Genomic DNA, 12,791 nt, shown 5'->3' with positions numbered 1-12,791 from the left:
TGGCGCTCAGGCAGTGGCCTGGTGCCGCTGCAAGGCCGCGCGGCCGCTGTTGCTGCGGATCAGGCTGTTGGAGGGTGAATGGATCTGGCTGCACAGCACATTGCGCAGATGGCGCTCCAGCGGATTGCGCCGCGCCAGTCCGTGGTTGCCGGCCAGCTCCAGCGCCAGCTGCACCACGCGCAGCGCGTTGTCCACCGCCACATGCTTGGCCACGGCGACCAGGCCATCGGGTGCGGCGCCGCTGTCATAGGCGCGGGCATGGCTGTCCAGCAGCCAGTCGCTGGTCTGCAGCAGCAGCTCGATCTCGCCAAACTTTTCCTGCACGGTGGCGAGCGATGCCAGGCTGGCACCGCCCAGTGCGCTGGGGCGGCGCTGGTTCAAAAAGGCGCCCAGCCAGTCGCGCGCCGAGCGCGCCGCGCCGTCATAGACCGTGGCCACCAGGCTGAAGTACCAGGCAATGCCATGGGCCTCGCGCTGCAGGCCCAGGCTGGCCGGGCGCAGGCCTACCGCATGGTGCTCGGGCACCCAGGCGCCATCGAGCACCAGGTCCTGGCTCGCGGTGGCGCGCATGCCCAGGGGGTTCCAGGTATCGACCAGGCGCGCGCCGGCCGTGCCCCGCGGCAGCACAAAACTGCCCAGGCGCGGCTCGGGCTCATCGGTCACCGCCAGCACGCTGATCCAGGCCAGCAGCGGCCCGCCGGTCACATAGACCTTGTGGCCGCTCAGCTGCCAGCCGCCGGCCACGTGCCTGGCCCGCGCTGCGGGCAGGCCGCCGTGCGAGGGCGAGCCCAGCTCCGGCTCCACCTGGGCGGCGTTGAGCAAGGCGGGGCCTTGCAGGCTGGCTGCGATCAACTCGTCCGCCAGCGCTGCCGTCCACTCACCCTGCCCCGCGCGCTGCGAGCGGGCAATCGCCGCATGGTTGCTGTAGTGCATAGCCAAAATCAAGGCCACCGCTGGGTCGCCCTGGGCAATGGCCCCCACCACTGCACGCGCGCTGGCCAGGCCGGCGCCATGGCCACCGGCCTCGCGGGCAATGGTCAGCCGCAGCAAGTCGGCTTGGTGCAGCAGCGCAAACTGCGGCGCGGGCGCTGCGCCACTGGCGTCATGCACCTCCGTCAAAGCCGCCAGCTCGCCGATCAGCGCCTGGGCGCGGGTCAGCAAGCTGGCCTCGTCCAAGGCTGGGCCCGGGCTGGGCGCTTCCCGTGGCTGCTGCAGCACTTGCAGCACGGCGCTCATGCATCCCCCTGCGCATAGCGGGGCGGCACCACATAGCCGCCCTGGGCCTGCTCCCAGGCATGGGCAAAGGCGATGGTGGTGCGGTCTTCCAGATAGGGGCCGACCACCTGGGCGCTGATCGGCAGGCCCTCGTCATCCAGCCCGACCGGAAAGCTGGTCGCAGGCAGGCCCGGCAGCACCGGCAAGCCGGCCCAGTAAAACAGTTCGCGAAAGCCGATATGGCGCACGCCATCGGCATAGGCCACGGGAAAGCGGCGCTCCTCCTTGTGGCCCTGCTGCTGGTGCGCAAAGGCAGGGGTGGGCGCCACGGGGGTCAGCACCACGTCATAGTCCTTGAACAGCTGCTCCCACTGGTGGCTCAGCGCATGGCGGTGCTCGTTGTCCTGCAGCCAGGTGGCATGGGGCAGGCTGGGCGCGCGCAGCAAGGCGGCCTCGGCGCTGCGGTCATCGGGCTCCAGCTCGGCCAGGCGCTGCTGCTGCGCCTCGGTCAGCGGGGCGGCGTTAGCCACCGACGAGCCCAGCAGGCTGCGGTAGGTGCGGTGCTGCTCGCTCAGATCAGGGCGCTGGGCGGGCGGCAGATCGCGCCACTGCGTGGTCTTCACGCCCTGGGCCTGCAAGGCGCTGACAACGCGCGCGATCACCAGCTGCTCGGACAGGCTCGCCTCCTGGCCCGGCCAGGCATCCAGCACCAGCACCCGAAAATCCGGCAGCCGCTGGTGGCGGGCTGCAGGCAGGCTCACCCGCCAGCCCTTGGCCTGCAGCGGATCGAGGTTGAGCAGCTGCTCCAGCGCCAGCTCCAGGTCGAGTGCGCTGCGCGCCAGCGGCCCGGCCACCGACAGATCCCGCGCGCTAAAGCGCCCCTGCGGCGCGCCAGTGCCGCGCATCGATATCAGCCCATAGCTGGTCTTGTGGCCAAACACGCCGTTGAAGTGCGCGGGGATGCGTACCGAGCCACCAATGTCGGTGCCCAGCTCCAGCGCCACAAAGCCCGCCGCCACGGCCGCTGCGCTGCCGCCCGATGAGCCACCGGGCGTACGCTGCAGATCCCAGGGGTTGCTGCTGCTGCCGTACACGGCGTTGTAGCTTTGCAGATCGCTCAGCGCCAGCGGCACATTGCTTTTGCCGATGAGCACCGCGCCCGCCGCGCGCAAGGCCGCCACCGCCGGCGCATCCTGCCGGGCGATATTGCTGCGGTAGTCCGGGTTGCCCACGGTGGTGGGCAGGCCGGCCACATCAAAGTTTTCCTTCACGGTGATTGGCAGGCCCAGCAGCGGCTTGCGCTCGCCCCGCTGCAAGGCGGCGTCTGCTGCCTGGGCATCGCGCCGGGCCTGTTCAATCGCCCGCACCGGGATCGCGTTGAGCTCACCATCATGGCGTTCGATGCGGGCCAGCGCCTGCTCCAGCAGCTCCACCGCGCTGACGCGGCCATCGGCCAGCGCTTGCAACTGCTCGCGGGCACTGGCAAAGGCTAGGCTGGCAGCAACGCCGGGCGCCGCTACTGCGGCCTCGCTCAGCGTGGTTTCGTTGGGAAAGTCGATGGTCGTCGTCATTTGCTAGCCTCCAGCCACAGGTCAGAAAAGTCTCCAGACGTCAGGTCAATGCTGTTGTTGAGCCCATGCACCCGCGTGCTGTGTACCCGCAGCGCAGAGGGCACGGTGGCGATCGGGTAGACGGGCAGATCACGGCCGACGATCTGCTGGATCTCGCGGAACTGCGCGGCACGCTTGGCCTCGTCGACCTCGACAGCGGCCTGGCGGAACAGGTTGTCGACCTGTGGGTTGTTGTAGTGCGAGGCATTGATCCAGATCAGCGGGTTCTTGATGCCGTCGGACCAGTAGATGCGCTGCACGCCCACCGATGGATCAAACAAGCGGCCCAGGCCGTTGAGGTTCAGGTCAAACTCGCGCGCGGTGTAGGCGCGCTTGAGGAAGGTGGGCAGGTCACCATCCAGAATGTCCACCTTGATGCCCACGCGGTTCAGCGCCGAGCGCAGGTACTCGGCCGTCTGCTTGAACTGCGCGCCGGGGATGTAGGTGAGCTTGAGCGCAAAGCGCTGGCCATTGGCCTGGCGCGGGTAGCCGGCGCTGTCGAGCAGCTGGTTGGCGCGGGCCACATCAAAGCCGTAGTTGAACTGGCTGTCGTCGTAGTAGGCGCCCAGCACCTTGGGGATGGGCGAGTTCACCAGCTCGGCCTGCTTGTAGTAGACGTTGTTGACGATGAAGTTGCGGTCCACCGCATGGGCAATCGCATGGCGCACCTCGGGCTTGGCCAGCACCGGGTTCTCCACGTTGAACTCCAGGAAGGAGGCATTGTTCAGGAACGCGTCATAGTTGGCATCGAGCTTGAGGTTAGGCTTTTGCAGCAAGCGGCCCAGGTCGGCCAAGGCCAGGTTCTGCGCCACATCGGCCTCGCCGGTTTCGATGGCGGCCGAGATGGCTGCCGGATCGCGCACAAAGCGGATCACCACCCGGTCCACATGGGGCACGCCCGGGCGCCAGTAGTGGGGGTTGCGCTTGAGGATCACATGGCTGCCGCGCACCCACTGCTCAAAAATGAAGGGGCCCGTGCCCACCGGCGCATTGGCGTTGGGGCTGCCCAGCGGATCGCCATCGCCATAGCGGTGCGCCGGCACGATGGGCAGCTCCGCCGATGACAGCGACTTGAGCAAAAACGGCGCGGGCTTGGACAGCACCAGCACTGCGGTATGCGCGTCAGGCGTATCGACCCGCTCCAGGTTCTGCAAGGTGATGCGGCCGCGCGGGCCCTGCTTCTTTTGGGTCAGGAAGGAATAGCGCACATCGGCCGAGCTGAAGTCGCGCCCATCATGGAACTTGACGCCCTCGCGCAGCTTGAAGCGGTACTGCAGGCCATCGGGGCTGACCGTCCAGGATGTTGCCAGCAAGGGCTGGGGCTGGAACTTGGCGTCATAGCGCAGCAGGCCTTCGGTGATCTTGGCGCTGACATCGCGGTTGTCGGTCTTGGTGTCGAGAAAGGACACCAGCGAGGTCGGCTCTTGCGCGACCACGGACGTGACCGTGCCGCCCTTGACGGGCGTGGCTGGTGCCTGGGCGTTGGCAGCCCCAAAGCTGCTGGCAGCCAGCAGGCCCCAGGCCAGGTTTTTGTAGAGAGTTCGCATGGGCAATGGTCCAGGAGAGAAGGCGCAGACAAGGCGCGGGTAGCACGCAAAAAGCGCAAAGGAAAAACGGGAGGGGCGGAGAAAGTCTGTGGATAAAGCTGTGCGCAGCGCAGGTGCTACTGCTAGAAGCGCAGCCCTGCCTGCTTCATCAGCGGCAGAATGCGGTCGCCAAAAAATTCCAGGTCGGGCTTGAAGTCGAAGAAGCTCAGTTGCAGCCCATCGATGCCGGCGCGCTTGAGCTGCACAAACTGCTCCACCACCTGCTCGGGCGTGCCGATCACTTCGATATTGCCGCCAATGGCGCGGCGCTTGGGGGCATCGAGGGCGGTGCGGCCGCGCCAGGCATGGGCGTCGCTCTTCAAGCTGCTAAAGCCCTCGGGCGTGCGCTGGTCCTGATGGGCGACGATGGCATCGTGGTAGGCCCAGGTCTCGGCCTCGGTGTCGCGGCTGATGACCATCGGGTTGAGCAAGGTGCGCACCGTGCGGCCGGCATTGCGCGCCTCTTGCTTGACGCGGGCCGCATGGGCGGGCAGCACCTCGATGGCGCGGGCAAAGTCGGATGCGCCGGGGCTGGTGATAAAGACCAGGTCCGAATGCCGGGCCGCAAAGGCAATGCCGGCGTCCGAGCCGGTGGCATTGACCAGCGCGGGCCGGCCAAAGCGCGGCTTGGGGCTGACAAATCCTCCCCCCAGCTTCCAGGGCGAGATGCCTTCAAACGAGTAGTTCTCGTCGTACGACCACAGACGCTGCACCACCTCGATGAACTCGGAGGCCAGGTCATAGCGACGGTCATGCTCGATCTGGTCCCAGCCAAACATCTTGTGCTCCACCTCGCGGTGGCCGGTGACGATATTGATGCCCCAGCGCCCGCCCGAGATATGGTCCAGGGTGGCGCCCCACTTGGCCAGGTGCAGCGGGTGCAAAGGGCCGTAGAGCACATGGATGGTCGAGATCAGCATGATGCGGCTCGTGACCGAGGTCAGCGCCGCCGTGGTGGCGAAGGAGTCCAGCGCGTCGCCATTGAACACGCCGCCATAGCCGCCCTTGGGCAGCCACTGCGACAGCGCAAACACCAGATCGAACCCAAGGCTCTCGGCCTTCAGCACCAGGTCCTTGTTGTAGTCAAAGCGCCAGTCGGTGCTGCGCGGCAGGGTCGAGGCGCTCCAGCCTCCCGCCTGGATCGGCAGAAACAGGCCCAGCAGAATCGGCTGCGCAAAAGCCTGCGACAGGGGGCTGTCCGGAAATGCCAGCGGCGAGGCGAATGTCTCTCTATCAGCGATTTTTTCCAGCGGTATTGCAGAGTTCATGGAGCGGCCAAGGTTGTCAATACAAAGGATGCCAAACCAGCCTTGAGATAACCAGCCATTCAGCATCCGCATTGGCTTGAATAATCCCATGAATCACTACCCCGCTCTTGCGCCGATTTTGCATTTGCATATTAAAAAATCAGCCATCGGCGCCGATATGCAAACAGAGCCGCAAGTGCGGTGCCAGCGCCCTGCGCAGCGTCCACCCGCGCTTATAGCTTGCGGCCATATGCAGCAAGCCAAACAAAATATGCTGCCTCAGGTTCAAATCACCACGAAAAACTTTGGCGAGCAGCCACCAACCGATAAAAATCAGATACCGATATTTGTTATTTAATTTGCGCCTTTTGATATATGAAATGGCATGCTGCAAATACCGGCGATAACACAGGAACGCTCCTATCATGCACAGGTCACCTCCCGATGAATAATGCGCATGAATACCACCCCACGTTTATTGCGATCGCTCTGGTTCAATGCCAAATATGCAGTGCCGACGGTACTGGGCGTCGCGATTTTGAACTTTTTGCTGCTGCAACTCACACCCGGTGATGCGGCCGATGTGATGGCCGGCGAATCGGGGGCGGCGACGGCCGAGACCCTGGCGGCACTGCGCACACGCTTTGGACTGGATCTGAGCGTGCTTGAGCAACTGCAGGCCTACCTGGGCAACCTGGCGCATTTCAGCCTGGGCTTCTCGCCCCGCTACAACATGCCGGTGATGGAGCTGATCGGCCAGCGCCTGCCCAGCACCTTGCTGCTGATGGGGCTGGCGCTGGCGATTGCACTGAGCCTGGGCATTGCGCTGGGCACGGCGATGGCCTATTTTGCCGGCCGCCTGCCCGACCGCCTGCTGTCGGTTCTGTCGCTGCTGTTCTATTCGGTGCCGGGCTTTTGGACCGGGCTGATGCTGATCGTGCTGTTCTCGGTCAAGCTTGGCTGGCTGCCCAGTGGCGGCTCGGCCAGCATTGGCTCGCAGCTGAGCGGCCTGGCCGCCGTGCTCGACCAGCTGCGCTACATGGTGCTGCCGGCCACGTCGCTGGCGCTCTTCTATGTGGCGATCTATGCCCGCCTCACCCGCGCGGCGATGCTGGAGGTGCAGTCGCAGGACTTTGTGCGCACCGCCGCCGCCAAAGGCCTTTCGCCCTGGCGCATCACGGTGCGCCATGTGCTGCGCAATGCGCTGCTGCCCGTCACCACGATGGCCGGCATGCACCTGGGCGGCATGCTCGGCGGCGCGGTCGTCGTCGAGACCGTCTACAGCTGGCCCGGCCTGGGGCGCCTGGCCTTTGAGGCCGTGCTGAGCCGCGATTTCAGCGTGCTGATGGGTGTGCTGTTTCTCTCTTCCCTGCTCGTGATCGCCGCCAATGTGCTGGTCGATCTGCTGCATGCCTGGCTGGATCCCCGAATCGAGGTGCGCTGATGTCTTTGTCTTCTTCGTCCCAGGCGCTGCCGATCCCCCCGGCCGCCGCCCACCCGCTGGCGGCCGCGCAAGCGGCGCACAGTACCACCAGCAATGCCGAGCCCGATGCCGCGCCCTGGCCCAATCTGCATGCGCCCGATGCGGTGCGCACCAGCACCAGTGCCGCCAACGCCGGTAGTGGCAGCCAGGGCTACCGCGCACTGCGCGTGTTTCTGCGCAACCCCACGGCCATGCTGGGCTGCGGCTTTTTGCTGGCCGTGCTGCTGCTGGCGCTGACCGCCCCCTGGCTCTTTCCCGGCGATCCGCTGGACATGGTGGCCCAGCCCTTTCTCTGGCCCGGCCAGGATGGGGCCTATTTGCTCGGCACCGACTCGATGGGCCGCGATGTGGCCGCCGGCATTGCCCATGGCGCGCGCGTGTCGCTGCTGGTCGGCGTGTCGGCCACCTTGATCGGCCTGAGCCTGGGCATTGGCATTGGCGCCGTCAGCGGCTACTTTGGCGGCTGGGTCGATGACCTGCTGCAGCGCGTGGTGGTGCTGTTTCAGACGATACCCAGCTTTATCTTGCTGGTGGTGCTGGTGGCGATTGCCCAGCCTGCGATCAGCACCATCGTCGTGGCCATTGGCCTGGTGACCTGGCCGACGGTGGCGCGCCTGGTGCGGGCCGAGTTCCGCGCGCTGCGCCACAAGGAGTTTGTGCTGGCCGCCCGTGCGCTGGGCTACTCGCACAGCCGCATCATCCTGCGGGAGATGCTGCCCAATGCGCTGCCGCCCATCATCGTCACCTCGTCGGTGATGGTGGCCTCGGCCATCCTGCTGGAATCGGCGCTGTCCTTCATGGGCATGGGCGACCCGAACGTCGTCAGCTGGGGCAGCATGATCGGCATGGGCCGTGACCTGCTGCGCACCGCCTGGTACCTGACTGCGGCTCCGGGCCTGGCCATCGTGTTTGCCGTGCTCGCCTTCAACCTGATTGGCGATGGCTTGAACGACGCCCTCAACCCCCGTCTGTCGCAGGAGCGCTGAATGTCCGAAACCTCTTTGTTGGATGTGCGCGGGCTGAGCATCCGTTTTCCGCAGCTCGATCCGGTGCGTGGGCTGAGCTTCAGCGTGCAGGCGGGCGAGACCTTGGCGATTGTTGGCGAATCGGGCTCGGGCAAATCGCTCACCGCCCTCGCGCTGATGCGCCTGCTGCCCCGAGCGGCCCGCATTGCGCAGGGCGAGGTCTGGTTCAACGGCCAGAACCTGCTGGACCTGAGCGAGCCGGCGATGCGCCAGCTGCGCGGGCGCGAGATCGGCATGATCTTCCAGGAGCCGATGACCTCGCTGAACCCGGTCTACACCATCGGCTGGCAGATTGCCGAGGTGCTGCGCCAGCACGAGGGCCTGAGCGCCAAGGCCGCGCGGCTGCGTGCCATCGAGCTGCTCGATACCGTGCGCATCCCCGATCCGCAGCGCCGGGTCGATGATTTTCCGCACCAGCTCTCGGGCGGCATGCGCCAGCGCGTGATGATTGCGATGGCCATTGCCTGCCGCCCGCGCCTGCTGATCGCCGACGAGCCCACCACCGCACTCGATGTGACCATCCAGGCACAGGTGCTGGACCTGCTCGACCGGCTGCGCAAGGACTTGTCGATGGGCCTGATCCTGATCACGCACGACCTGGGCGTGGTCTCGCAGTGGGCCGACCGCGTGGTGGTGATGTATGCCGGCCGCGAGGTGGAGCAGGCCCGCCCGGGCCCGCTGTTTGACGAGCCCCTGCACCCCTACACCCAGGGCCTGCTGGCGGCATCGCCCCGGCTGCAGCCCGGCGCGCACTACCTCGATGGGCCGCTGACCGAGATTCGCGGCAGCATCACCTCGGCCATTGGCCAGGCCGGCTGCGCCTTTGCGCCGCGCTGCCCGCGTGCCCAGGCCTATTGCCACAGCGTTGTGCCGCCCTTGCAAGTCGCCGGCCCGCAACGCCTGAGCGCCTGCCCCATCACCCTGCCTGCGTCTGCACGCAGCGCCCACCTTGCCTAGGACTGCCATGAGCCTGCTGACTGTCAGCGATCTTCAGACCCATTTCAAACTGCCCAAGGGCGTGCTGCGCGCCGTCGATGGCGTGTCGTTCAGCATTGCCAAGGGCGAGACCGTCGGCCTGGTGGGCGAATCGGGCTGCGGAAAATCGACGCTGGGCCGCAGCCTGCTGCGGCTGGAGACGCCCACCACCGGCCAGGTGGCGCTGGACGGCGAAGACATTCTGCCCTTGCAAGGCGCGCGGCTGCGCAGCCTGCGCAAGCGCATGCAGATGATCTTCCAGGACCCGTTTGCCTCGCTCAACCCGCGCCACAGCATCGGCACGATCTTGGAGACGCCTTTGCAGGTGCATGGCCTAGGTGACCGCGCCCAGCGCCGCCGCCAGGTCGAGCGCCTGCTCGACCGCGTGGGCCTGCCGCGCAGCGCGCTGGGCCGCTACCCGCATGAATTCTCCGGCGGCCAGCGCCAGCGCCTGGGCATTGCCCGCGCGCTGATGCTGCAGCCCGATCTGGTGGTCTGCGACGAGCCGGTCTCGGCGCTCGATTTGTCGATCCAGGCGCAGATCCTGAACCTGCTCGTTGAGATGAAGCGCGAGTTCGGCCTGTCCTATTTGTTCATCTCGCATGACCTGTCGGTCGTGCAGTACTTTGCCGACCGGGTGCTGGTGATGTACCTGGGCCGCATCGTCGAGAGCGCCGACCGCCGCAGCTTGTGGAGCAGCCCACGCCACCCCTACACCCAGGCGCTGCTCGATGCCGTGCCTGACCCCACACGCCACCGCCAGGCTGCCCCCTTGGGCGGCGACCTGCCCAGCCCGCAGAACCTGCCCAGCGGCTGCCGCTTTCACCCGCGCTGCCCGCGCGCGACGGCGCTGTGTACTGCGCAGGAACCGCTGCTCAGCGACAGCGGCAACGGCCATCTGGTCGCTTGCCACCATCCGCAGCTGCCACAGACCGCTGGCACGCAAACCTCCGTGATTTCCTTTCACTAACCCTTCGTTTTTTCTTTTGCCATGACCTACCGTTATCTCGGCCGCAGCGGCCTCAAAGTCTCCCGCCTCGCACTGGGCACCATGATGTTTGGCGGGCCCACCGACGAGCAGACCGCGCACGCGATCATCGCCAAGGCCAAGTCCCAGGGCATCAACTTCATCGACACGGCCGACGTCTACCAAAAGGGCCTGACCGAGCAAGTCGTGGGCCGGGCGCTGGCAAAGGATCGCCATGACTGGGTGCTGGCCACCAAGTTCGGCAACCCGCTGGGCGAGGGCCCGAACCGGCGCGGCACCTCGCGCAAATGGATCATCGAGTCGGTCGACAACAGCCTGCGCCGCCTGGGCACCGACTACATCGACCTGCTCTACTTTCACCGCGCCGATTTTGATGCGCCGCTGGGCGAGGCGGTGCGCGCGATTGGCGACCTGGTACGCGCCGGCAAACTGCGCTATTTTGGGCTGTCCAACTTTCGCGGTTGGCGCATTGCCGAGGTGGCCCACCTGGCAGACGCCGAAGGCATTGACCGGCCCATCGCCAGCCAGCCGCTCTACAACATCGTCAACCGCACGGCCGAGGCCGAGCAACTGCCCGCTGCCGCCGCCTATGGCCTGGGCGTGGTCTCGTACAGCCCGCTGGCCCGGGGCGTGCTGACCGCCAAGTACCCGAATGTGGAAGCGGCCGAGCCCGGCTCGCGCGCCGCGCGGCTGGACAAGCGCATGCTCGAGACCGAGTGGCGCCCCGAGTCCCTCGACATTGCCGCCGAGATCAAAAAGCACACCGACGCGCGCGGCATCAGCCCGGTGGACTTTGCGCTGGCCTGGGTGCTGAACAACCGCCTGGTGACCGCCGCCATCGCCGGCCCGCGCACGCCGGAGCAATGGGATGGCTATATCCGCGCGCTGGACTACCAGTTCACTGCTGATGACGAGGCCCTGGTCAACCGCCTGGTGGCCGCCGGCCACCCCTCGACCCTGGGTTTTACCGACCCCGGCCACCCGGTCGAAGGCCGTGTGCCCTATGTGGCAGCTACGCAGGCCCCCGCGTCAGCGGCCGCTTAAACCCAACAGGTGCACCGCCATGAATGCCTCGGTTCCTCCCCTGCGCTCCCGCCACCCCAGCCGCGATGACCTGCTGGCCCGCCTGCCCCAGCTGGCTGCCGATATCGGCCAAGGCGCCGCGCAGCGCGAGCTGCAGCGCGAGCCGCCCTGGGCGGCGTTTGACCTGCTGCGCGCTTCGGGCCTGGGGGGGCTGCGCATTGGCCGCGAACAGGGCGGGCCGGGCGGATCGGTCGCCGATGTGGTCGAGGTGGTCAGCACCCTGGCCGCAGCGGACTCCAACGTGGCCCATGCGCTGCGCACCCACTTCAACACCACCGAGCTGCTGCGGCTGGATACCAAGCCCTCGCCCCTGGCCCAGCGCCAGAACGCCTGGGCCCTGCAGGGCAAGCTGTTTGGTGGCGCCTTTACCGAGCTGGGCACGGCGCGCGCCGGCATCAGCACCTCGACCCTGCTGCGCGAGGGGCTGCACCACCGCTTGAATGGCAAGAAGTACTACGCCACCGGCACGGCCTATGCGGATTACTTCAATGTCTTTGCCACCAATGACGAGGGCCAGGGCGTCAATGCCGTGATCCCCGTGCAGCGCGAAGGTGTGCGGGTGCTGGACGACTGGGACGGCATGGGCCAGCGGCTGACCGCCAGCGGCAGCCTGGAGCTGAACAATGTGCTGGTCTATGACGACGAAATCAGCCCCGGCGCGCGCGACAACTTGGCGGGCCGCCATGCGTCTGCGCTGCGCCAGCTGATCCTGGTGGCCACTGCCGCCGGCATTGTGCGCAACATCCTGGCCGATGCGCGCCACTATGTGCTGCAGCTGGGCCGGCCTGCGATGCACAGCCCGGCCGAGCGCTCACGCGACGACCACTTTGTGCAGGCCGTCGTCGGCGAGCTGGCCGCCGCCAGCTATGCGATCGATGCCTTGATCACCGCCAACGCCCGCCAGCTGGACCAGGGCGCCTATGCCATCGTGCATGCGCCGCAAAGCGCGGACGATGTCGTCCTGCAAGGCGCGCTGGCCACCGCCCAGACCCAGCTGGTCGTCAGCCGCCTGGCGCTGAATGCCGGCGAGCGCCTGTTTGAAGTAGGCGGCGCCTCCGCCACCTCGCGCCAGCTGAACCTGGACCGGCATTGGCGCAACCTGCGCACGATCTTTAGCCACAACCCGCTGCTGCACAAAACCCGGGTGGTGGGGGACTATGTGCTCAATGGCACGCGGACGCATTTGGAGGAAGGGCGGGTGTTTTAGCCGTGCATGGCGCCAGCGTTGCTGGATGTAGGCCGGTGACAATGCCTGCAACGTCGGCTTCTCTGCCATGGGGTAGCGCCAAAACAGGGTTGCCATGGCGCTTGTCTACACATATCAATTGAAAAATCAATAAATATATTGATTTCAAGAAAATTCACATTCTTTCCGTGCTTTTCCGGAAAAGCGATCTAGCTAAATTAAATTGTTGCGTATATCTTGTAAAAATTACCTATTAAGTAAATTTTTACAAACGCCATGCACCTCGCTTCTGAATCTGCGACTTCGCATCTGAGTTATCCCCTTGCGGGCACACCGTTGGGCAAGGCCACCCTGCGCGGCAGCTTGATTGCCGGCCTGTTTGTAGTGCCTCAG

Annotated in this window: 11 protein-coding genes; 7 read left to right on the top strand and 4 right to left on the bottom strand. The window is 66.2% G+C overall.

Going from position 1 to position 12,791, the window contains the following annotated elements; all coding sequences use genetic code 11:
* Window positions 1-6 precede the first annotated feature (6 nt).
* The 4 genes from WH303_RS04755 to WH303_RS04740 form a co-directional block, all read right to left on the bottom strand.
* Window positions 7-1,236 carry an acyl-CoA dehydrogenase family protein gene (locus WH303_RS04755; protein WP_339517218.1) on the bottom strand — a complete coding sequence of 410 codons (1,230 nt, stop codon included), beginning with the start codon at window positions 1,234-1,236 and terminating at the stop codon, window positions 7-9.
* Entirely contained in the window at window positions 1,233-2,786 is a 1,554-nt protein-coding gene (locus WH303_RS04750; protein ID WP_339517217.1) for an amidase, read from the bottom strand. The genes WH303_RS04755 and WH303_RS04750 overlap by 4 nt, the downstream gene beginning before the upstream one ends.
* Complete coding sequence (locus tag WH303_RS04745) at window positions 2,783-4,372, bottom strand: ABC transporter substrate-binding protein (protein ID WP_339517216.1); 1,590 nt, start codon at window positions 4,370-4,372, stop codon at window positions 2,783-2,785. Before WH303_RS04745 ends, WH303_RS04750 begins: the two co-directional genes overlap by 4 nt.
* A gap of 122 nt (window positions 4,373-4,494) precedes the next feature.
* Window positions 4,495-5,679 (bottom strand): LLM class flavin-dependent oxidoreductase, encoded by a 1,185-nt coding sequence (locus WH303_RS04740; protein ID WP_339517215.1) that lies wholly within the window; start codon window positions 5,677-5,679, stop codon window positions 4,495-4,497.
* Window positions 5,680-5,767: 88 nt separating this feature from the next.
* Here WH303_RS04740 and WH303_RS04735 point away from each other — a divergent pair, with 88 nt between their 5' ends.
* The 7 genes from WH303_RS04735 to WH303_RS04705 all read left to right on the top strand — a co-directional run bounded on the left by WH303_RS04735 (window position 5,768) and on the right by WH303_RS04705 (window position 12,419).
* Window positions 5,768-6,016, top strand: a complete 249-nt coding sequence (locus tag WH303_RS04735) for a hypothetical protein (protein ID WP_339517214.1) — start codon at window positions 5,768-5,770, stop codon at window positions 6,014-6,016.
* 99 nt (window positions 6,017-6,115) lie between these two features.
* Complete coding sequence (locus WH303_RS04730; protein WP_116924882.1) at window positions 6,116-7,102, top strand: ABC transporter permease; 987 nt, start codon at window positions 6,116-6,118, stop codon at window positions 7,100-7,102.
* The gene (locus WH303_RS04725; protein ID WP_339517213.1) at window positions 7,102-8,127 is read left to right on the top strand and encodes an ABC transporter permease; all 1,026 of its coding nucleotides are present in this window, start codon (window positions 7,102-7,104) and stop codon (window positions 8,125-8,127) included. The genes WH303_RS04730 and WH303_RS04725 overlap by 1 nt, the downstream gene beginning before the upstream one ends.
* Window positions 8,128-9,123 carry an ABC transporter ATP-binding protein gene (locus tag WH303_RS04720; protein ID WP_339517212.1) on the top strand — a complete coding sequence of 332 codons (996 nt, stop codon included), beginning with the start codon at window positions 8,128-8,130 and terminating at the stop codon, window positions 9,121-9,123. It begins immediately after the preceding gene.
* Between the two features lie 7 nt (window positions 9,124-9,130).
* Window positions 9,131-10,111 (top strand): ABC transporter ATP-binding protein, encoded by a 981-nt coding sequence (locus tag WH303_RS04715; protein ID WP_339517211.1) that lies wholly within the window; start codon window positions 9,131-9,133, stop codon window positions 10,109-10,111.
* Window positions 10,112-10,132: 21 nt separating this feature from the next.
* Window positions 10,133-11,173: an aldo/keto reductase gene (locus WH303_RS04710; RefSeq protein ID WP_339517210.1), complete on the top strand. Its 1,041-nt coding sequence runs from the start codon at window positions 10,133-10,135 to the stop codon at window positions 11,171-11,173.
* Window positions 11,174-11,192: 19 nt separating this feature from the next.
* Complete coding sequence (locus WH303_RS04705) at window positions 11,193-12,419, top strand: acyl-CoA dehydrogenase family protein (RefSeq protein WP_339517209.1); 1,227 nt, start codon at window positions 11,193-11,195, stop codon at window positions 12,417-12,419.
* Window positions 12,420-12,791: the final 372 nt, after the last annotated feature.

Origin of the sequence: Comamonas sp. MYb69, from assembly GCF_037479315.1 — a bacterium.
Taxonomy (GTDB): Bacteria; Pseudomonadota; Gammaproteobacteria; order Burkholderiales; family Burkholderiaceae_C; genus Comamonas.
The sequence above is the reverse complement of the archived record's forward strand: the minus strand, read 5'-3'. Positions and strand labels throughout refer to the sequence as shown.